The sequence below is a fragment of the Streptomyces sp. NPDC050732 genome (genome assembly GCF_040654255.1).
Classification (GTDB): Bacteria; Actinomycetota; Actinomycetes; order Streptomycetales; family Streptomycetaceae; genus Streptomyces.
Genome location: NZ_JBFAHP010000035.1, coordinates 24222 through 44997 on the forward strand (window position 1 = coordinate 24222; position 20776 = coordinate 44997).

Sequence of the window (20776 nt, forward strand, 5' to 3'; positions counted from 1 at the left end):
GGCGTCGGGCCAACATAACCGCACAGCAACAACCATTGACAAGTGTCCTGGATGTTTCTCTACTGTGAACGCTCACAGACGCCTTCACCGGCTCACAGACGCATGGCAGGCACCGCAGCAGGCGGGGCCCAGCTCAGGGGAGAAAGATCCATGCCGCAGAACACGCCACGCCGCTTCGCCGCGGCCGCCGTCACCGTCGCGCTCGGCGCCACCGCGCTCACCGCCTGCGGCTCGTCCGACGACGACGGTTCCGGAGCCGGGTCGGGCGGCCCGGTCTCCCTGACGTACTGGTCCTGGACGCCCGGCATGGACAAGGTCGTCGACCTCTGGAACAAGGGCCCCGGCAAGAAGGACCGGATCGACGTCACGGTCAAGAAGCAGGCGTCCGGCGACACCCTGGTCACCAAGATCCTCACCGCGCACAAGGCCCACAAGGCGCCCGACCTGGTGCAGGCCGAGTACCAGGCGCTGCCGACCCTCGTCAGCAACGACGCGCTCGCGGACATATCGAGCGAGGTCGGCGAGGCGAAGTCCGCGTACACCCAGGGCATCTGGCAGCAGACCACGCTCGGCACGGACGCGGTCTACGCCGTCCCGCAGGACGCCGGGCCGATGATGTTCTACTACCGCGCGGACCTCTTCAAGAAGTACGGGCTGGAGGTCCCGAAGACGTGGGACGAGTTTGCCGACACGGCCCGCGCCCTGAAGAAGAAGGCGCCGGACAAGGACCTCACCACGTTCTCCGCCAACGACTCCGGGCTCTTCGCCGGACTCGCCCAGCAGGCCGGTGCCCGCTGGTGGACCACCGAGGGCGAGAAGTGGAAGGTCGGCATCGACGACGCGGCCACGCGCAAGGTCGCCGACTTCTGGGGCGGCCTCGTCAAGGAGGGCGCCATCGACAACCAGCCGATGTACACGCCCGCCTGGAACAAGGCGCTCAACACCGGCAAGCAGATCGCCTGGGTCAGCGCGGTGTGGGCGCCCGGCACCCTCACCACCGCCGCGCCCGACACCCAGGGCAAGTGGGCGATGGCCCCGCTCCCCCAGTGGGACGCCAAGGGCAAGGCCGTGACCGGCAGCTGGGGCGGCTCCTCCACCGCCGTCACCACGGACTCGGAGCACAAGGAGGCCGCGGCGAAGTTCGCGACCTGGCTCAACACCGACCCGAAGGCGCTCGCCGCACTCGTGAAGGAGGGCGGCATCTACCCCGCCGCCACCGACGCCCAGACCGGCGGCGCCCTCGCGAAGGCCCCCGCGTACTTCGCGAACCAGCCCGACTTCTACGAGAAGGCGGCCGACATCGCGAAGACCACGGCCCCCGGCGCCTGGGGCCCGAACGTCAACGTCGCCTACACCACCTTCAAGGACGCCTTCGGCTCGGCCGCCAAGAACAGGTCTGACTTCGGCGCGGCCCTGCGGACCATGCAGGACGACACGGTCGCCGACCTGAAGAAGCAGGGCTTCGAGGTCGCGCCGTGACGAGTCGCACGGTGCCGGCACCGGACCGCCGCACGGGCAAGCGAGGGGTGCGCAGCGCCCCGTACCTCTTCCTCCTCCCCGCCACCGCGCTCTTCGCCCTCTTCTTCGCCCTGCCCATCGGCTACGCGCTCTGGCTGAGCCTGCACAAGGTCGAGGTGTCGGGCCTCGGCCTCGGCAAGGGCGCCCGGAGCGAGGTGTGGGCGGGCGTGGAGAACTACACCGCCGCGTTCACCGACTCCGAGCTGCTGCACGGCGCGCTGCGCGTCCTCGGCTACGGTGCGCTCGTCATCCCCGTGATGCTGGGTCTCGCGCTGGTCTTCGCCCTGATGCTGGACAGCGACCGGGTGCGGCTCACGCCCTTCACCCGGCTCGCGATCTTCCTGCCGTACGCCGTGCCGGGCGTCGTCGCCGCGCTGCTCTGGGGCTTCCTGTATCTGCCGGACGTGAGCCCCTTCTACTACGTCCTCGACACCCTCGGCCTGCCGCAGCCCGACCTGCTCGACGGCGGCCCGCTCTACCTCGCGCTCTCCAACATCGCGGTCTGGGGCGGCACCGGCTTCAACATGATCGTCATCTACACGTCGCTGCGGGCCATCCCCGCCGAGGTGTACGAGGCGGCGAAGCTCGACGGCTGCTCGCCGCTGCAGATCGCGCTCCGCATCAAGATCCCGATGGTGGCGCCCTCGCTGGTGCTCACCTTCTTCTTCTCGATCATCGCGACGCTCCAGGTGTTCAGCGAGCCGACCACGCTCAAGCCGCTCACCAACTCCGTCCCGACGACCTGGAGTCCGCTGATGAAGGTGTACCAGGACGCCTTCGGCAAGGGCGACATCCACTCGGCGGCGGCCACCGCCGTACTCATCGCCGTCGTCACGCTCGTCCTGTCCTTCGGCTTCCTGCGCGCCGCCAACTCCCGTACGAAGCAGGGGGAAGCACGATGACCTCTCTCGCGCCCGCCACGCGCCTCAAGTCCGCCCCGGCCGCGGGCACCACCCCCGGCACCGCGCAGGGCCCGCCCCGGCCCCGCCGCGTCGCCCTCGTCCCCACCGCGGCCCTGCTGCTCGGCGCCCTCTACTGCCTCCTGCCGGTGGCCTGGGTGGTGATCGCGTCGACCAAGTCGGGCAGCGAGCTCTTCTCCACCTTCACGTTCCTGCCCGGCACCGGCTTCGCCGAGAACCTCGCCGACCTGAGCGCCTACCGCGACGGCGTCTACTGGCAGTGGATGGCCAACTCCGCCCTCTACGCCGGCCTGGGCGCCCTGCTCTCCACAGCCGTCTCCGCCTTCGGCGGCTACGCCCTCGCGGTCTACCGCTTCCGCGGCCGCGAGACCGTCTTCAACGTCCTGCTGGCCGGCGTCCTCATGCCGCCCGTCATCCTGGCCGTCCCCCAGTACCTGCTCCTGGCGAAGGCGGACCTCACCGATTCCTACGCGTCCGTGCTGCTGCCGCTGATCCTCTCCCCGTACGGCGTGTACCTCTCCCGCGTCTACGCCACCGCGGCCGTGCCCGGCGACGTCGTCGAGGCCGGGCGGATGGACGGCGCGGGCGAGTGGCGGATCTTCACGCGCATCGCGCTGCCGATGATGGTGCCGGGCCTGGTGACGGTGTTCCTGTTCCAGTTCGTCGCGGTCTGGAACAACTTCCTGCTGCCGTACATCATGCTCAGCGACGACGAGAAGTTCCCCATCACGCTCGGCCTGTTCACCCTCCTCGAACAGGGCTCCAACACCCCGGCGCTCTACACCCTCGTCATCACCGGCGCCCTGCTCGCCGTCATCCCCCTCATCGCCCTGTTCCTGGTCGTCCAGCGCTTCTGGAGCCTCGACCTGCTGTCGGGCGCCGTAAAGTCATGACCATGAGCAAGCCGGAGCAGCGCCGCAAGGCGCCGACCATCCACGACGTGGCACGCGAGGCCGGCGTCTCCCGCGGCACGGTCTCCCGCGTGCTCAACGGCGGACACTACGTCAGCCCGGCGGCCCGGGAAGCGGTCGACTCCGCGATCCGCAGGACCGGTTACGTCGTCAACCGGCACGCCCGCTCCCTCATCACGGGCCGCTCGGACTCGGTCGGCTTCCTGCTCACCGAGCCGCAGGAGCGGTTCTTCGAGGACCCGAACTTCAACGTGCTGCTGCGCGGCTGCACCCAGGCCCTCGCCGCCCACGACATCCCGCTGCTCCTGATGATCGCGGGCACGGAGGACGAGCGGCGCCGCATCACGCGGTACATCACGGCGGGCCACGTCGACGGTGTCCTCCTCGTCTCCAGCCACTCCGGCGACCCGCTCGCCGCCCGGCTGCGCGACGCGGGCGTGCCCCTCGTTGCCTGCGGAAAGCCGCTCGGGCAGGCCTCCAAGGTGGCGTACGTCGCCGCCGACGACCGGGACGGCGCCCGCGACATGGTCCGCCACCTCCTCTCCCTCGGCCGCCGCAGGATCGGCATGGTGACGGGCCCCCTCGACACCCCCGGCGGCACCGAGCGCCTCGCCGGATACCGCGAAGTGCTCGCCGAGGCGGGCATCGAGCCCGACGACCGGCTCGTCGTCCCCGGCGACTACAGCCGCGCCGGCGGCGAGCGCGGCGCGACCGAACTCCTCGGCCGCGCCCCGGACATGGACGCCCTGTTCGTCGCCTCCGACCTGATGGCGCAGGGCGCCGTCGCGGCACTGCAGCGCGCGGGCCGCCGGGTGCCCGAGGACATCGCGGTGGGCGGCTTCGACGACTCGTCGGCCGCCCTCGGCAGCCACCCCGAGCTGACCACGATCCGCCAGCCCTGGGACCGGATCAGCACGGAGATGGTCCGCGTCCTGCTCGCCCAGATCGGCGGCGAGGACCCGGCGGCGGTGATCCTGCCGACGGAGCTGGTACGACGGGGGTCGGCCTGACCCGCTCCGGGGCGCGGCTACTTGGGCAGCTTGTCGCCGATCAGGGCCAGGTTCTGGATGGCGGCGAGGCCGAACAGGGCCGTCTCGTTGGTGCTGACGCGCGGGTGCTCGTGGCCCGGCTCCAGCGCGGCGGGGCCCTCGATCCTCGTCCGCTCCCACTTCATGGCGCGGGTGTAGCCGTCGCTGTCGTGGAACTTCTTCCAGGCGCGCGCCGCCAGCCCGTCGTCCCGCAGCTGGGCCGCCGCGTACGCGTCCTGGCGGGAGTGGCCCTGGAACAGCAGCAGGCTGCCGAAGTCCTTGCCGTACCGCTCCTTCTGTTCGGCCTTGGTCGCGTTGAAGCAGCGGCAGTAGTCCAGCCAGGCGGCCTTGAACTCCGGCAGGTCGACGAGGTCGATCAGCTCGGCGCACATCTCGACGAGGCCGAACATCGCGGAGAGGTGCGAGACGTTCACCGCGGGCTCGGCCACGACGGCGAACTCGCCCGTGTCGAGGTCGTAGAGGCCGCTCCCCTGCACGAAGCCGTTGGGCTGCGCGGCGATGGTCCGCATCGTGGAGCGCAGCCGCGCCTCCGCCTTCTCCGCCTTCGGGCCCCGGCGCTCCCACTCGGTGAGCCACGCGCCCGCGAGGCCGCTCCAGTCGGTGCCGAAGCCGATGGACAGGGCGTGCCGGTCCGGCTCGTACGGCTCGGTGCGGATCTTGCGGAGCGGGTCGAGGGCGAGGAACGTCTCGTCGGAGTCGACGAGGGCGTGCATCAGGTCGCCGACGCGTTCGTCGGCGGTGAGGAAGTAGTAGGGGCGGCGGTAGACGGCGGTGGAGATGCGCTGCTGCTTGGCGCTGTCCGCGAAGTGCTGCACGCCGTGCCGGGTGCCGAGTCCCGCCCACTCGCCGAGGTGGTAGGCGTCGACCTCGCCGGTGTGCCGGGTCATGGCCTCGGCGAAGCGGAAGATGTCGGCGCGGCCCGAGCGCAGATAGGCGTACCAGAGCCAGAGGTCGGGCGAGAGCTCGGAGTTGTCCCAGGCGTACCCCCCGACGTCGTACCGCCACTGGTGCCGGTCCTCGTCGTAGGTGTGCATGATGTCGCCGTAGTCCCAGAAGCCGTACCAGCGGCGCTGTTCGGCCTGGTCCTTGTAGTACGTGAAGAGGAAGTCGAGGTGGTCCTCGATCTCGGCCTTCGCGGGCGTGGAGCGGTCGACGGGCGCGAAGAGCCCGCCGAAGACCTTGGCCCTGCTCAGGTGCTCGGGGGCGGCGACGAGCTGCGGCGGCGTGCGGACCGCGGCGGACTGGGCGACGAGCTCGGCGGCGGTCGGTGTCGCGGCGTTGGCCCAGAACATCAGCTCGCTGGTGCGGGCGATGCCGTAGGGCGTGCCGAACCCGGGTTCGTGGTCCTCGTAGGTGATGTTGAGGCCTTCGAGCTGCTCGGGATACGTGTCCTGGCCCATGCCGTCGTGGTAGAAGCGCAGGTCCATCGGGGGTGCTTCGGGGGACCAGAGCCAGAGGGTGACCTCCGCGGCGTCACTCGCGGCGCCGCGGATGTCGAGCTGGGCGGGGTGCTTCTCCCAGAAGTCCCGCAGCCCGAAGGAGAACCCGCCGCTCACCCCGCCGACGTACCCGAAGCCGCCTGCCCGCCCGCCGCCGCCCGCGGTGATCCAGCCGCGGCCCTCCTCGGTGCGCTTGCGCAGCGTGAAGCCGTCGGCGGAGAGCTGGGAGAGCGTGTAGTCGCCCCAGGCCGGTATGTACTGGAGCCTGCTCGTGACCCGCTGGTCCCAGGTCGCCGGGTCCGGCAGCCTCTCGCCCTTGACCTGCGCGGCGCGCACGGCGGCGCCCGGGTCGCGCCGCAGCCCGGTGATGCCCTTCACGGCCTCGGTGAGGAACCCCTTCCCCTCCCCCGCGATCCGGATGTGCCGGTCGTACGCGGCATCACGCATCGGCACGGTGAAGCGCACGCCGAGCCCGCGGATGAAGTCCTTCTCCTGGTCCCCGTCGTAGGTGATGGTGTGCACCATGCGGAAGGAGTCGGCGCCCGCGTAGAAGTACAGCCGGACGCTGAACGGCAGCCAACTCCGTCTCCCCCTCCGGTGCTTGCCGTCGACCCGCACGACCGCCCGCAGCGGCCCGTCCTGCTCGACCTTCACCTCGCCGATCTCGCCGTCGAACCGCTCCCACTTCGCGCTGCCGGAGTCCCCGTCGTCGACCTCGCCCTGTCGCAGCAGGACGAGCCGCCCGTCGGTGGCGATCCTCCTGCCCCCGCGCGTCACCGACCGCACGAGCCGCTCGCCGTCCTCGTCGATCACCGCCGTGATGACACCGGTGTCCACGGTGACCTTGCGGCCGGTCCGGGCGACGGTGAGCTTCTTCCCGTACGCCGCCGGGGTCCCGGCCGCCAGCGTGAACCGTTCGGCGCCCGCTCCTCCGGGCCCGACCGCATGCGCCGTCCACTTCAGCGAACCGTCGGGCCAGTACGCGGTGGGCCAGCTCTGCACGGGCACGCGGTCGCCGTCGCCGCTGACGAGGGCGAACGTGGTGCCGGCACCGTGGACACCCTTGGGCCAGGGCACCCCGAAGGTGGACCCGGGCGCGGCCCCGAGCCCACCGTCCTCCAGCCAGCGGATGTCGGCGGGGGCGTCGGGGCCAGGGGCGCCGGGCGCGTCGGCCCGGGCCTCCCCCCGCCCGAGCACCCAGCCGACCTGGGCGGCGGCGCCTGCCGTAGCGGCAGCCTTGAGCAGAGACCTACGGGTTACGGAGGACATACGATCCCTTCACACAGGCGCCCCTAAAGGGGCGCGGGGCTCTGACATGTGCGGCTCCGCCGCGGGACGCGACCAGCCACACGCGGCCCGCAGACAACAACCCGACCCGGGCGCCCCTTCAGGGGCGCGGGGAACTGCGCGACGAGCCACACGACGCCCGCAGCCGCTAAACCGTCACCAGCCCCGCAGACGCTCAAGCGCGGCGTTCAACCGCGAGGCCGGCTGCCACGAGCACCCCCACCGCAGGAGCGGCAAGCGGCACGGCGAACCACCCGGAGATCACAACAACGGCAAGCCCACAGACCAGCGCCAGCGACCCCGCAGGGTCGCGAACCGTACGGCGGACCGCCCCTGCGACCAGCCCCCTCCAAGACGCCCCGGGCCGCCAGGCCACAGCACCCCGCACGCCCGCGACGACCAGAAGCAACATCGCCAGCACGCCCACCACCCCGACGACCGCCCCACCGGGCAGCGCCCCGGACCGTACGACGGAGAGATCGAGCCGGAGCAGCCCGAGGGCGGCCCATCCCGCAAGGCCCACCAGCCACCCGCGCCGGACGGCGGACCGCCAGTCCGCCGCGAACTCCCGCCACCCGCCCGCCTCATGGGCGAGGTACCGCCGCAGGTGGGCAGAGCCCGCGGCCAGCGCGGCGGGCGCCGTCACCAGCGGCAGCGCGGCGACCGCGATCCACACCCCGGTGAGCAGGCACTCGGCGAAGACCCCGAACCGCCTGCCGCGTACGCCCGTCACTTCAGCCCCGACGTGGCCATGCCGTCGATCAGATACCGCTGGAAGGCCAGGAAGAAGGCGAGCACCGGCAGCAGCGCCACAAGCGACATCGCGATCATGCCGCCGTAGTTGGCGAGGCCCTCCTGGTCGACGAACATCTTCAGGCCGAGTGAGACGGTGTACTTGGAAGGGTCGTTGAGGTAGATCAACGGGCCCATGAAGTCGTTCCACGCGTTGATGAACGTGAAGATCGCGCTGGTGATGAGCGCGGGCCGGCACAGCGGCAGCACGATCGACCAGTAGATCCGCAGATGGCCGCAGCCGTCGAGCCGCGCCGCCTCGTCGAGCTCGCGCGGCAGGCTCCGCATGAACTGCACCATCAGGAAGACGAAGAAGGCGTCGACGGCGAGGTACTTGCCGAGCAGCAGTGGCGTGTAGGTGTTGATCAGGCCGAGCTTCTGGAACAGCACGTACTGCGGGATGAGGAGGACGTGGTACGGCAGGAGCAGCGTGCCGATCATCAGCGCGAAGAGCAGGTTGCGTCCCGCGAACCTGATCCGGGCGAACGCGTAGGCCGCGAGCGAGCAGGAGACCAGCACCCCCACCACCGAACCGCCCGCCAAGAACAGGGAGTTGGTAAAGAACGTGGTGATGGAGATGTCGGCGAGGCCGTCGGCGAGACCGGTGTAGTTGGAGACGACCGGGTCCGTCGGGAGCAGGTCCAGACTGCCGACGATCTTGTCGTTGGGCTTGAACGAACCGCCGATCAGCCACACCACGGGGTAGAGGACCACGGCGAGCACGGCGAGCGCCCCGATGTGCCAGGCGAGGGAGCCCGCGCCGCGCCCACGCGCTTTGGCCGTCACACGCAACGTACTCATCGGGCGCCCTCCTCGTAGTGCACCCAGCGCTTCTGGGACCAGAACAGGACCGCCGTCACCAGGCCGACGGCGAGCAGCAGCATCCAGGCCATGGCCGAGGCGAAGCCCATCCGGCTGTTCTCGAAGCCCTGGACGTAGAGGTAGCAGGTGTAGACGAGCGAACCGTCCGCCGGGCCGCAGGCGTTGCCGCCCGCGCCGCCGCCGACGATGTACGCGGAGGCGAAGATCTGGAAGGAGTGGATGGTCTCCAGGAGGACGTTGAAGAACAGCACCGGGGAAATCATCGGCAGGGTGATGTTCCAGAACCGGCGCCAGCTGCCCGCGCCGTCCATCGCCGCCGCCTCGTACAGCTCGCGCGGCACCTGTTTGAGGCCGGCCAGGAAGATGACCATCGGCGCGCCGAACTGCCAGACGGTGAGCGCCACCAGGCTGTAGATGATCCAGTCGGGGTCGCCGGTCCAGCCGCCGACGTCCACGCCGAACAGGGCGCGCTGGGTGCGGTCGACGACCGCGTCGTCCGAGAAGATCGCCTTCCAGACGACGGCGACCGACACGCTCGCGCCGATCAGCGAGGGGGCGTAGAACGCGGCCCGGTAGAAGCCCTGGCCGCGCCGCTGCTGGCTGAGGAGCAGCGCGACACCGAGTGCGGCGGCCAGCTTCAGCGGGGTGCCGATGACCACGTACCAGAGCGTCACCTCGACCGACTTGCGCCAGCGCGGGTCGCCGAACATCTCGGTGAAGTTGTCCAGGCCGACCCACGTGGGCGCGTCGAAGAGGTTGTAGTCGGTGAACGCGAAGTAGAGCGAGGCGACCATCGGGCCCGCTGTGAGCAGCAGGAACCCGGCGATCCAGGGCGACATGAAGAGGTAGCCCGCGAGATGGTCGCCGCGTCGGGCCGCACCACCGGCCCGGCGGCCGGAGCCGGATCCAAAGCCGGAGCCGGAGCCGCCGTGCGGGGCCGCTCCACCCGCTCCCTTCGCCCCGGACCGCGGTGTCGCCGCGGCGTCGACAGGGGTCATGGCGGCGCTCATCGGGAACCGAGTGCCGTCTTGCACTCGGCGAAGTACTGCTCCACCGCTTCGCCGACCGACCGCTTCCCCAGGGCGAGTTCCTCGGCGATGCGCAGGAAGCCCGCCTCGCAGACGTCGGCGCCCGCCGGGTGCGGGGTGATGGTCTCCAGGACACCGGCGTCGACGAGGCTCTCCTCGTACGCGGCGATCTCCTTGTTCACCGACGCGATCGTCCTGTCGCTCTCCTGCGCCGGCTTGTACGCCTCGTACTGCGCCGTCGTCGTCGGCACCCCGCGGTCGTACCCCATGATCTCGGCGACCTCGGGGTCGTGCACCATGAAGTCGATGAACCGCGCGACCTCCTTGGGGTGCCTGGTGCGCCGGGAGCCGCTGAGCATCAGGGAACCGAGGTACTGGCGGGTCTTCTCGCCGTCGGTGGTCGGGATGGGCGCGAGGCCGTAGCTGCTCTTGCCCTCGGCGGAGTAGCGGACGGTGAAGTTGTCCCAGGTGAACTCGGCGGCCGCGAGTTCGGCGGCGACCGCGGACTTGGGCTTGACCTGGGCGACCTTCTTCGGGTCGGCGTAGATACCGGACCTGACGCCCTCGTACCCCTTCGCCCACCACTCCTTCAGGTCGCCCTCGGTGAAGCCCAGGCCGTCCTCGGTGAAGAAGGCCTTGCCGTGCTGGCGGAGGTAGAGGTCGTAGAGGTACATGACGCCGTAGAGCCCGCTGTCGCCGGGCCGCCCGCCCCTGTCGCGGATCTTCCTCATCGCGGTGTGGAAGTCGTCCCAGGTCCAGCCCATCTTCGGGGTGACGCCCGCCTTCGCGAAGAGCGGCTTGTCGATGACCAGGGCCATGGAGTTGCTGCCGACGGGCACGCCGAGCAGCTTGCCGTCGACCTCGCCGAACTTCTCCAGGCCGGCCCGGAAGCCGTCGAGCCGCAGGTTGCCCGCCTTGACCTGTGCGTTCAGGTCGAGCAGCACGTTGCGCTCGTCGTACTTGCGCAGGAAACCGATCGCGTTCTGGAAGACGTCGGGCGGATTGCCGCCCGCCGCCTGGGTGTTGAACTTCTTCCAGAAGTCGAGGTAGGGCTGGAAGTCCGTCTTGATCTTGATCTTCGGGTGCTTCTTCTCGAAGAGCGCGATCGTCTTGTTGATCCGCTGGGCCCGGTCGTCCGACCCCCACCACGCGTACCGGAGCGTGACCGTGCCGTTCCCGGACCCGTCACCGGAACCACAGCCCGCCGCCGTCAGGCCGACGGCAGCGAGTGAGCCGCCCGCGAACTTGAGCAGGCCGCGTCGGTCAAGTTCCCCATGTACAGGCACAGTTAGCCCCTCAAGACGCGAGTTGAATCGTTTTAGGCAAGCGCTTTCCGGGCCAACGTAGGGAGAGGGCGTTCGTACGTCAACGGTTCGGACAGGAAATTAGTCGAAGCGCTTCACTGGTGGGGCGCCGAGAGCACATGATGCCCGCAATGCGACACGTGCACCGCGCCGAACGCACAACCTCGCACGACCCCGCACCGCGCCGCGCGGCGTGAATCGATTCAGCCAGCGGGTCGGCGCGGGACCGCCCGCTACCCGTTCGACGCGCCGTCGGCAGCGCGGCTCGGGAGCTCCCCCGTGTCGACGACATGCCGGGCGACAGCGGTGAGCAGGAGGCGGTGGTGACGGGCGTGGCGGCGCATGACGGCGAAGGCCTCGTCGGGCGAGACGGCGCGGCGGGCGGCGAGGAAGCCCTTGGCCTGTTCGATGACGATGCGGCTGTGCAGGGCGGTGTGGAGCTGCGCGTTGACGGTGTCGGCGTTCTGCAGGGTGCGGGCGTGGAGCAGTCCGATGGTGGCCGCGTCGGCGAAGGCCTGCGCCATCGCGAGGTCGTCGGCCGGCAGCGGGCTGTCGGTGGCGCGCAGGAGCAGCAGGCTGCCGAGGGTCTCACGGCGCAGGCGCAGGGGGACCGCGCTGGCGTAGGTGTAGCCGGACTCGCGGGCCAGCGCGGTGAAGTCGCGCCAGGCGGCCGGGGCGCTGGAGAGGTTTCCGGGGGCGACGGTGGCGGCCGTGCGGTAGGCGTCCAGGGCGGGGCCTTCGCGCAGAGCCAGCTCCAGCAGCCCCGACAGGGCCGGGCTTGGGTCGCAGGGGGCGGGGCTGTACAGCTGCGGTCCCGGGTAGGCCAGCAGGACCGCGACGTCGGTGACGGCGAAGATGTCGCAGCAGCGGATGGTCAGTTGCTGCAGGAAGTCGATGACGTCGAAGTCGGCGACGAAGGTGTCGGCGAGTTCGACGAAGGTTTCGGCGATCTTTCGTTCTCTGCTCATGCCTTGACTCCTCGGTGTACGGGCGCCTTTCGGCGGCCTGCACCGGACGGCGGGTTCACGGCGGCAGCTCCCGCAGGATCTCGCGGGCGGCCTCGGTCAGGGGCCGGCCCGAGGCGTAGGCCCGGGCGCGCAGCCGGATCAGGGCCTCCTCCAGCGACACACCGAGCCGGTAGCTGAGCACGCCGGTGGCCTGGTGCACCTCCGCCCAGTGCAGGTCGACGGCGCCCGCCCGCCCCGGCCCGTTCCGTGCGGCCTCGGCGGTCGGCTGCCAGGCCAGCAGCCGGCCGGTCAGCGCGTCGGCCACCCGCAGCCCGTCCGTCGCCTCCCGCGCGGTCAGCGGGCCCGGCGTCCGGCGGTATCCGGTCAGCGTGCCGAACAGTGCCGCCCCCGTCCTGACGGGCCACACGAACACGGCCCGCACGCCCAACGCCTGGGCCTCGGCGGCGAACTGCGGCCACTGTGCGCCCGCGCCCGTGTCCGCGCCCAGGTCCGCTACCTGGCACGGTCCTTCGCTCAAGTCCCCGGTTACCCCCGGCCCCTGCCCCAGGGTGAACTGCATGTCCAGCAGCCGCGCGCTGGTGTCGTCGCTGAACCACACCAGCTCCGACCCCCACCGCAAGGAGACCGCGATCCCCTGCAACCCCAGCGCATGCGCGCATCGCATCGCCCACATGCGGTGCTCCCCGGCTTCGGCGGCCCGCTCCAGACCGACAAGCAGCTCCTGCACAGACACCCGGTGCTCCATCACTGAGTTCTCCACACCGAAAAGCGAACCGGCTCCGGAAGACGGCCACGTTCCGTAGTCAGAATCTACTCCTCCGCACCCGCCGACAGGTGCCTTCGAGAAGAAGCGTCGCCGGTGGACGCGGCAGCGGGAGGAGCGGTGGGGGGAGAACCGGGTGCCGCCGTCGACGAACGGATGCCCCGGCCGGCTAGCCGTTGCGGGCGGCCGTCGCGGGTTCCGCACGGTGGTGGTCCTGCAGGTGGTAGACGTTGAACGCCTTGCGGATGACGGGCTGGGCGACGTTGCGCACCGGTACGCCGCCGTTGGTCATGCCGTGCTCGGTGCCCGCGTGCGCGTGGCCGTGGACGGCCAGGTCCGCGCCCGCGTCGTCGACCGCCTCCGCCAGCAGATAGCTGCCGAGGAACGGGTAGATCTCCAGGGGTTCGCCCGCGAGGGTGTCCGGCACGGGGGCGAAGTGCGTGAGCGCCACCCGTGTGCCGCAGCCCTGCTCGGCCAGCTCCCGCAGAGAGGTCCGCAGGCCGTCGGCGCAGCGCCGGGTGTACCGGATGAACTCCTTCATCAGGGGTTCGCCGAACTCGCTGCCGCTGCAGCCGACGAATCCGCCGCCGAACCCCTTCGTGCCGGCGATGCCCACCCGCGCCCCGTCGACCTCGACGACCGTGCCCTCCCCTTCGAGCACCCGTACACCCGCTTCGCGCAGGATGGCGGTGACCTTCTCGGGCTGCTCGTCGTGGTGGTCGTGGTTGCCGAGCACGGCGACGACGGGCACCGGCAGGCCGGTCACCTCCTGGGCGACGATCCGCGCTTCCTCCGGGGTGCCGTGGCGGGTGAGGTCCCCGGCGAGGAGCAGCAGGTCCGCGCACTCGTGCAGCGTCTCGAAGGCGGGCCTGAGCACTCCCTGGCTGTCCAGGCCCATGTGGATGTCCCCGACGGCGGCGATGCGGATCATGACACTTCCTCCGGGTGGTCCGGTGCTGTCGACTCGGCCACCACGACGTCGAAGTGGACGGTCTGGCCTGCCAGTTCCTCGTTGACGGTACGCAGCAGCTCGTCGCGGCAGTGAGTCGTGGGCACCGTCCCGACGACCGCGACGGACGAGCCGCGGGACTCGACGCGGATGCCGAGTTCGCCGAGTTCCTCCGCGGCGAGCCGTTCCTTCAGGTGGGCGATGCGGTACTCGACGTGCGCGTGGTCGTTCATCGGTCTCCTCCTCGCGGTGCAATGACTTCCAGGCGTTCCAGCAGGAAGAGGAAGGCGGCCGGCATCGGCGTGTTCCCGTACTCGTCGCGGAGCGCCTCCCAGTCGACCTTCTCCCGCAGCTGCCGCGCGATCGGCAGGACGGCGCCGAAGTCGCAGTGGTGCTCGGAGAAGGCGGCGAGCAGGGCCCGCAGCAGGTCGGTCGGCGACAGGACCGGCATGTGCACCGAGTCCATCGGCAGTTGCACCGCGCGGCCGAGGAGCTCCGTGGTGACCGGCTGGTTGGCCAGTTCGAAGATGAGGTCGATGTCCTGGCCCAGGCACTTGGCCTTGAGGAGCCAGTCCTCGGGCGGCGCGTAGACCGTGAGGCCCGCCTCCTCCAGTGAGGCCGCTACCGCTTCGGCGTCCTCCGGCCTGATGCAGAAGTCGGCGTCGTGCTGGAGGTTTCCGGTGCCGCCGTGCGCGTACACGGCGACGCTGCCCGCGAGGGCGAAGTCGTGGTCGCGCCTCTTGAGGATGGCGGCGACCTGCTTCGCCGCCTCCAGGATCGCCTGGTGGAGGTCGGGCGGCAGCTCCTCCGCGGGCGCCTCGTGCGGAGATCCTCCGGCCGGCGGTCCCGCCGGGCACGGCGCGGTGCTCCGGCGCTGCGCGTCGGGCGTGGTGTCTTCTGCGTTCGACGTCACCTTCTGCTCCGTTTCCGGAGACGGGCCGCGGCACCGTTCGTGCGGGCCGGTGGTCTCCGACGATCCCTTTCCCAGGCAGCACCGGTACCCGGGCCGCCGGGTTCGACACGGGCCTGCGGGCATGTGGTGCGGGGCGCCGCGGGGACGGCGGGCCCGCGGGTCCGTCTCAGGGGCGCCGCCACTCGTCGCTGCGCAGGTGCGATCCGGCCTGCGGGCCCATGCGCACCATGCCGCCGTCGGCGATCCAGGACGCGCCCGTCACGTACGAGGCGTCGGGCCCGGCGAGGAAGGCGATGACGGCGGCGATCTCCCGGGCGTCGCCGGGCCTGCCGAGCGGAATGCCGGGGCGGTGCTCGTCGTGGACGTCCGTGTCCTCCTGCCCGGTCATGGGCGTGGCGATCTCGCCGGGCGCGACGGCGTTGACGGTGATGCCGTGTTCCGCGAGTTCCAGGGCCATGACCTGGGTCAGCAGTCCGAGGCCGCCCTTGGCGGCGCAGTAGGGGGCCGCGCCGACGCGGGGCTGGTGTTCGTGGACCGACGTCACGTTGACGATGCGGCCGCCCGCGCCCTGCCGGATCATGCGGCGCGCGGCGTGCTGACCGCAGAGGAAGGGGCCGATGAGGTCGACGTCGACGACGCGTCGGACGTCTTCGTGTCCGAGGTCGAGGAAGGGGGTGGCGGTGCCTGTTCCTGCGTTGTTGACCAGGACGTCGATGCGGCCGAGGCGCTCGGCGAGGTCGTCGACGACCCGCGCGGCATCGGGGAGCCGGGTCAGGTCCATTTGGGCGACGGCCGCGTTCCGGCCGTGCCGGTCCACTTCCTCGGCCGTCCTGCGGGCGCCCTCCTCGTCGGAGTGCCAGGTGATGCCGACATCCATTCCGGCCGCCGCGAGCCGGACGGCCGTGGCCCGGCCGATGCCGGAGTCCGCGCCCGTGACGACGGCCACGGGGGTGCCGGAGGCGGTGGGGACGGTCATGGGGTTCCTCCTGTTCGTCGTACGGATCACTCGTCGCCCTCTGTCCAGCTTCGGGCAGACTCACGCGTCGCGCTCGTACGCTGGGAGGCCGGAGGTGGTCGCGATGGTCCGGTCGGTGAAGTACGCGGTGGCGGCCTCGGGCCAGTGGGTCGACGAGGAGGACGGCCGGCAGCGGCTGCCCGCCGGTGAGGCGCACGCGTGGCAGCCGGGCAGGAACGAGACCGTCTGCGGGCTCTCCCTGAGCCGCTCCCGCCTCACCCGTTTCCCGCACGTGCCGTGGACGGACGTGATTCCGGAGTCGGGCGGTTCGGCGGACCGCGTCCAGCGGCTGTGCCGCCGGTGCGCGTCCGTGGCGGGCCGCGCGGGGCCCGACGCCCGGCCGCCGTGGCGCCGGATCAATCCCCGCCCGTGACCTGGGGCCGGTGGCGGCCCCTCGTCCGGCCCGGACCTAGGAGGCAGGTGGCAGGTCCTCGTCGGAGACGACGTGGACCGCCGCCTCCTCCGCGCCCGCGGCGCCGCCGTCGATGCCCTCGTCCCTGGCGATCACCTCTTTGGTGGTGTCCGTGTGGGCTCCTTCGTCCGGGGCCACCAGGCGGCCCGCGCGGTCCCGACCGGCCTCCGGGTCCATGGGCTCGCCCTCGCCGTCCGGCAGGTCGCCGATGGTGTCGCGGACGGGCTGCTCGGGGTCGGGCACCTCGGTGTCGGGCACTTCCTGACGCAGTCGCTCGTCGAGCGTCTCGCCCTCGTGCTGTTCCGCCGCCGTCGTGCCGGTCTTGGTGACGCCCAGCGGCTTCTCCGGCGGCGAGTAGCCCTCGTCGAGCATGTCGTCGTACGTACGCTCGTCCACCGCGTCCTGGAGGTCCAGCGGTGCCGCGTCCTCCTGCTCCTCGTTGTCGCCGGTGGGCTGGTAGGCGTCGTCCGCCATGTTCTGGTCGCTCATGACTACCTCGCGCTTCGGAGTCTCGGTGGTGTCGCGCTCGCCCTCTCATGGTCGCGCTCAGCGTCCAGGGTTGCCCGCGAGAGACCGCCCAAACGATCTGACCCGGCTCCCGGCCCGGCCCTACTCGGTGTGCATGATCTGGATCAGGTTGCCGCAGGTGTCGTCGAGGACCGCGACGGTGACCTTGTCCATCCGTACCGGCTCCTGGGTGAAGTGGACGCCGAGCCCGCGCAGCCGTTCGAACTCCGCCGTGACGTCGTCCACGGCGAAGGCGGTGGCCGGGATGCCGTCCGCGACCAGCGCGGCCTTGTAGGGCTTCACCGCGGGGTGTCCGTCGGGCTCCAGGAGCAGCTCCGTGCCGTCGGGGTCCTCCGGCGAGACCACGGTGAGCCACCAGTCGTCGCCGATCGCGACCTTGGACTTCTCCACAAAGCCGAGGACGTCGGTGTAGAAGGCCAGGGCCTTGAGCTGGTCGTCGACGAATACGCTGGTCAGGTTGATTCTCATGGGCGCTCTCCGGTGCGGTCGGGGTCGTGGAGCTTGTAGCGGCCCCGGCGGCGTGTGCGCACCGGACCCGCGGTTTCGAGTATGGCGAGATCCCGGCCGCTCGCCTGCCGGGACGGCCCCGGGTCGCCCTGCCACGTCAGGAGGCCGCGAGCACCAGCCATCTCGACGGCAGCTCGACGCGCGTGCCGTCCGCGGAGAACTCCGTCGTCACCAGGGGCAGCTCGCCCGCGGCGACGGTCGCGAGCCCGGCCGACGCGACGTACGCGTCCACCGCCGCGTCGACGACCTCCGCGGGCGCGATCCCGTGGGCGAAGACCGGTGCCAGCTTCGGCGGCGGCCCCGCGGGGCCCCGCATGAGCCCCGTCAGCACGGGCCGTGCCGCCTCCGAGAGCTCGACGACGAAGGCGCGCCCGCGCTCGCCGAGCAGCGTGGCGATGCCGTCGAGCAGCGGCTGTCGGCCGGCGGCCTCGCACTGGTGCAGGACGCCCCGCATGTACACGTTCACATCGCCGACCTCGGCGTGCAGCTGCTCCGTCTCGCTCTTCTCGCCCGCGTCGAGCTGCCGGAAGTCGACCTGCCCGGCCGCGTCGGCGCGCCGGGCGTGGGTGAGGGCGGCCGCCGACAGGTCGATGCCGAGGACGCGCGGGAAGCGGTCGGCGAGGAAGCGCGTCTGGGTGCCGTTGCCGCAGCCGATGTCGACGACGGGGAGGCCGGCGGTCATGTGCGGTTCGAAGAGGGCGAGGTGGAGGCCCGCGGTGAGGGCCGGCTCGGCGTCCCAGAAGACCGCCCCGGGCTCGTCGGGCGCCTCCCGCCAGAACCCCTCCCACGCCTCTCTGTACCGGCTCGTGACGCTCATGTCCGTACTCCCCGGGGATGCGACGAGAGCCGCCGAAGCCGACGACAAGATCGGTGTATCGCGCCCGGGGCGAACGGACAACCACCCGCGCACTCCTTCACCGCTCAATCGGTACGGTGTGGCGGGGCGCACGCCCGCGACGCACGGCACTTCCTGCGTACGAGAGTGCCGCGGGCGGCCTAGCGGCGCGGGAGCGGCAGTTCGCACCAGACCGTCTTGCCCGCGCGCGTGCGGCTCGTGCCCCACTCCGCGGCCAGCGAGCTGACGACGCGCAGGCCGCGCCCGAACTCGTCGGCGGGGCCCGCGCTGAGCAGCGTCGGCAGCGTCTGGTCGTCGTCCTCGACCTCGCACACCAGCACCCCGGAGCGGACGAGCCGCAGGTCGATCCTGCTGCTGCGGGAGTGGCGCACGACATTGGTGACGAGCTCGCTGACGAGCAACTCGGCCGTGTCGGACAGGGGTTGGAGCGACCAGGCCCGCAGCTGGGTGCGGACCATGTCGCGGGCCCTGCCCACCTCGGCGGGGTCGACGGCGAGCCGCCAGTGCGCGACGTTCTCCATCGAGATGCCGTTGAGCCGGGCCATCAGGAGCGCCACGTCGTCCTTGCGGCCGCCGCGCGGGTTGAGGGCGCGGATGATCGTGTCGCAGGCGGCGTCCATGGAGGCGGCGGGGTGCGCGGCCGACTCGGTGAGGGTGGCGAGGCCGACGCCGATGTCCTCGCCGCGGATCTCGACGAGGCCGTCGGTGCACATCAGCAGCCGGTCGCCGGGCGCCACGCGCACCAGGACCGATTCGAAGGGCACGCCGCCGACGCCGATGGGCGCCCCGGTGGGCAGGTCGAGGAGTTCGCTGCGGCCGTCGGCGGCGCGGACCAGGACGGGCGGGATGTGGCCGGCGTTGGCGAGGTGCAGCTCGCCCGCGATCGGGTCGTAGACCGCGTACAGGCACGTCGCGAGGTAGTGCTCGCCGAGGCGCTGCGCGAGGTCGTCGAGGTTGCGCAGCAGCTGCTCGGGCGGCAGGTCGAGGGCGGCCATGGTCTGCACGGCCGTGCGCAACTGGCCCATCATCGCCGCCGAGTTGAGGCCGTGGCCCATCACGTCGCCGACGACGAACGCGGTCCTGGACCCGGGCAGCTTGACGGAGTCGAACCAGTCGCCGCCGACCCGGCCGAGGAGCGTGCCGGGCAGATAGCGGGTGGCGATGTCGCAGCCGGGCATCCGGGGCTGGATGTGCGGGAGCATGCTGTCCTGGAGGGTGTCGGCGACACTCTCCTGGTACGTGTACATGCGGGCGTTGTCGAGCACCAGGCCGGCGCGGGCGGCCAGTTCGGCGCCGGTGACGCGGTCCATGTCGTTGAAGACGGGCCGCTCCCGGTGGCGGAGCAGGATCATGAAGCCGAGCACCACATTGCGCGCCTTGAGCGGCACGACGAGCATCGAGCGGTGGTTGATCAGCGGGCGGATGTCGCGCTTCTCGAACTGGGAGGCGATGGCGTTGCCCATCTCCTCGGTGATGCGGGGCACGAGCACCGGGTCGCCCGAGGTCATGCACTGGAAGAACGGCGTGTGCGCGGGGAACGGCATGGACTCGCCGACCGGCACCACGTCGTCCCAGCGGCCCGGCTCGTCGGTGTGCTCGACGGCGACCCGGTGCCACATCGTGGTCTCGTCCGGCACACCCTCGGGGAAGCCCTCGCCCGCGACGACCTGCTCGCGGAGGTAGGTGCCCGCCACGTCCGTGAAGCGCGGCACGACCGCCCTGCTCACCTCGATGATCGTCCGCGACAGGTCGAGCGAGGAGCCGATCCGCCCGCTGACCTCGTTAAGGAATTCGAGGTGCTCGCGGACCGCGGCGTACTCAAGGTCCTCGCCCTCGTCGTCCACCGCCTCCGGGGCCGCCGGCACTCCGCGGGCGGCCGCTTGCGCGGCGCGCTCCCTGCGCTCCTTGCGCTCGATCCGGCGGGCGACGCCCCAGTCCGGGGTGACGGGCACCCGGTCGTGCCTGCTGAACTCCAGGACCGGATAGCCCAGTTCGAGGATCTGGGCGACGATGCGGGCGCTTTCGTCCACGCTCATGCTGGGCAGGATCTCGGGGAGCCGGGCGGCGAGCTCGTCCGCGCCGGGGAAGTCGGTGTGCAGCGCGAAGCCCGGCGCGATCCGCTCGACCTGCTCGTCCCTCTCATCGCGCTCGTCGCGCTCGTCGCGCTCGTCCCTCGTGCCCCGTCCGCCGCGCTCGCCGTCCGGGCCGTCGGTCGCGGTGAGTCGCGCGGCGTCGGCGGCGAGCACGAGGAGCCGCTCGGGTCCTGGGCCCACCAGGGGGTACGCCCACCACAGCACGTCGACCCTGGCGCGGCCGCGGGCGCCGCCCGTCCCGCTCCCCGAGCCGGTCAGGCGCGCACGCCCGGCGGCCGGGTAGGAGATGCGTCCGTCGAGGGAGGTCTCCAGGTCGGGGCCGAGTCCGTCGAAGGCTCCGTAGGACCCGCGGTCCTCCGGGAGCGCGCCGTGCACCGGCAGCAGATCGCCCACCGGACGGCCGACGGCCTCTTCCCTGGCGCACCCGAAGAGGCGGCGCGCGCCGACGCTCCAGTGCGAGACGAGACCGGCGCCGTCGACGACGACCACGGCCAGCGGAATGCGGCCGGACGCGGCACTCTGCGCCGGTGGCTCGCCCGGAGTGCCTCGTTCCATGGCTCATGCTCCTTCCCGCGGCAGCGCAAGATTCTGCGCCGCCACCAACCACCGTACGGCCGCCGGTGGTTGCCGTGCGGGGCAATACGGGAATTGGCAGGGCGGGCCTGGCCACCGGCGCACGCCCCCTCCGCCGCCCGCCGGCCG

20 protein-coding genes are annotated in these 20776 nt (G+C 71.5%); 5 read left to right on the forward strand and 15 right to left on the reverse strand.

Features of this window, described 5'->3' with window-relative positions; translation table 11 throughout:
• Positions 1 to 150 precede the first annotated feature (150 nt).
• The 4 genes from AB0H82_RS28100 to AB0H82_RS28115 are packed head-to-tail and all read left to right on the forward strand — an operon-like array spanning position 151 to position 4359.
• Entirely contained in the window at positions 151 to 1479 is a 1329-nt protein-coding gene (locus tag AB0H82_RS28100) for an extracellular solute-binding protein (RefSeq protein WP_362997492.1), read from the forward strand.
• On the forward strand, positions 1476 to 2420 hold the full coding sequence (locus tag AB0H82_RS28105) for a sugar ABC transporter permease (RefSeq protein ID WP_362997494.1): 945 nt from the start codon (positions 1476 to 1478) through the stop codon (positions 2418 to 2420). The genes AB0H82_RS28100 and AB0H82_RS28105 overlap by 4 nt, the downstream gene beginning before the upstream one ends.
• Positions 2417 to 3331 (forward strand): carbohydrate ABC transporter permease, encoded by a 915-nt coding sequence (locus AB0H82_RS28110; RefSeq protein WP_362997496.1) that lies wholly within the window; start codon positions 2417 to 2419, stop codon positions 3329 to 3331. Before AB0H82_RS28105 ends, AB0H82_RS28110 begins: the two co-directional genes overlap by 4 nt.
• A complete protein-coding gene (locus AB0H82_RS28115) occupies positions 3328 to 4359 on the forward strand; it encodes a LacI family DNA-binding transcriptional regulator (RefSeq protein WP_362997498.1) in 1032 nt (343 codons plus the stop codon). Before AB0H82_RS28110 ends, AB0H82_RS28115 begins: the two co-directional genes overlap by 4 nt.
• 17 nt (positions 4360 to 4376) lie before the next feature.
• Here the strand turns inward: AB0H82_RS28115 and AB0H82_RS28120 are convergent, their stop codons facing one another.
• From AB0H82_RS28120 to AB0H82_RS28170, 11 genes are all read right to left on the reverse strand, one after another.
• Positions 4377 to 7106, reverse strand: coding sequence for a Tat pathway signal sequence domain protein (locus AB0H82_RS28120; protein ID WP_362997500.1), 2730 nt, complete (start codon positions 7104 to 7106; stop codon positions 4377 to 4379).
• Positions 7107 to 7299: 193 nt separating this feature from the next.
• Positions 7300 to 7857 (reverse strand): hypothetical protein, encoded by a 558-nt coding sequence (locus AB0H82_RS28125; protein ID WP_362997502.1) that lies wholly within the window; start codon positions 7855 to 7857, stop codon positions 7300 to 7302.
• A complete protein-coding gene (locus tag AB0H82_RS28130) occupies positions 7854 to 8717 on the reverse strand; it encodes a carbohydrate ABC transporter permease (RefSeq protein ID WP_362997504.1) in 864 nt (287 codons plus the stop codon). Before AB0H82_RS28130 ends, AB0H82_RS28125 begins: the two co-directional genes overlap by 4 nt.
• Entirely contained in the window at positions 8714 to 9736 is a 1023-nt protein-coding gene (locus AB0H82_RS28135; RefSeq protein ID WP_362997506.1) for a sugar ABC transporter permease, read from the reverse strand. The genes AB0H82_RS28130 and AB0H82_RS28135 overlap by 4 nt, the downstream gene beginning before the upstream one ends.
• 8 nt (positions 9737 to 9744) lie before the next feature.
• Positions 9745 to 11052, reverse strand: coding sequence for an extracellular solute-binding protein (locus tag AB0H82_RS28140; RefSeq protein ID WP_362997508.1), 1308 nt, complete (start codon positions 11050 to 11052; stop codon positions 9745 to 9747).
• 251 nt (positions 11053 to 11303) lie between these two features.
• A complete protein-coding gene (locus tag AB0H82_RS28145) occupies positions 11304 to 12038 on the reverse strand; it encodes an ANTAR domain-containing protein (protein WP_362997510.1) in 735 nt (244 codons plus the stop codon).
• 55 nt (positions 12039 to 12093) lie between these two features.
• Complete coding sequence (locus AB0H82_RS28150; protein WP_362997512.1) at positions 12094 to 12771, reverse strand: ANTAR domain-containing protein; 678 nt, start codon at positions 12769 to 12771, stop codon at positions 12094 to 12096.
• Positions 12772 to 12970: 199 nt separating this feature from the next.
• A complete protein-coding gene (locus AB0H82_RS28155) occupies positions 12971 to 13732 on the reverse strand; it encodes a metallophosphoesterase (RefSeq protein ID WP_362997514.1) in 762 nt (253 codons plus the stop codon).
• Positions 13729 to 13983: a hypothetical protein gene (locus AB0H82_RS28160; protein ID WP_362997516.1), complete on the reverse strand. Its 255-nt coding sequence runs from the start codon at positions 13981 to 13983 to the stop codon at positions 13729 to 13731. The genes AB0H82_RS28155 and AB0H82_RS28160 overlap by 4 nt, the downstream gene beginning before the upstream one ends.
• On the reverse strand, positions 13980 to 14663 hold the full coding sequence (locus AB0H82_RS28165; RefSeq protein WP_362997518.1) for a nucleotidyltransferase family protein: 684 nt from the start codon (positions 14661 to 14663) through the stop codon (positions 13980 to 13982). The genes AB0H82_RS28160 and AB0H82_RS28165 overlap by 4 nt, the downstream gene beginning before the upstream one ends.
• 166 nt (positions 14664 to 14829) lie before the next feature.
• Entirely contained in the window at positions 14830 to 15639 is an 810-nt protein-coding gene (locus AB0H82_RS28170) for an SDR family oxidoreductase (RefSeq protein WP_362997520.1), read from the reverse strand.
• A 103-nt stretch (positions 15640 to 15742) separates the two neighbouring features.
• On the opposite strand from AB0H82_RS28170, the gene AB0H82_RS28175 reads away from it, so the two are divergent.
• Complete coding sequence (locus AB0H82_RS28175) at positions 15743 to 16051, forward strand: hypothetical protein (RefSeq protein WP_362997522.1); 309 nt, start codon at positions 15743 to 15745, stop codon at positions 16049 to 16051.
• 36 nt (positions 16052 to 16087) lie between these two features.
• Here AB0H82_RS28175 and AB0H82_RS28180 read toward each other — a convergent pair whose 3' ends face one another.
• From AB0H82_RS28180 to AB0H82_RS28195, 4 genes are all read right to left on the reverse strand, one after another.
• Positions 16088 to 16579, reverse strand: coding sequence for a DUF5709 domain-containing protein (locus AB0H82_RS28180; protein WP_362997524.1), 492 nt, complete (start codon positions 16577 to 16579; stop codon positions 16088 to 16090).
• A gap of 120 nt (positions 16580 to 16699) precedes the next feature.
• Complete coding sequence (locus tag AB0H82_RS28185) at positions 16700 to 17086, reverse strand: VOC family protein (protein ID WP_362997526.1); 387 nt, start codon at positions 17084 to 17086, stop codon at positions 16700 to 16702.
• Positions 17087 to 17222: 136 nt separating this feature from the next.
• Complete coding sequence (locus AB0H82_RS28190) at positions 17223 to 17942, reverse strand: class I SAM-dependent methyltransferase (protein ID WP_362997528.1); 720 nt, start codon at positions 17940 to 17942, stop codon at positions 17223 to 17225.
• A gap of 179 nt (positions 17943 to 18121) precedes the next feature.
• Positions 18122 to 20629, reverse strand: a complete 2508-nt coding sequence (locus tag AB0H82_RS28195) for a SpoIIE family protein phosphatase (RefSeq protein WP_362997530.1) — start codon at positions 20627 to 20629, stop codon at positions 18122 to 18124.
• Between the last annotated feature and the right edge of the window lie 147 nt (positions 20630 to 20776).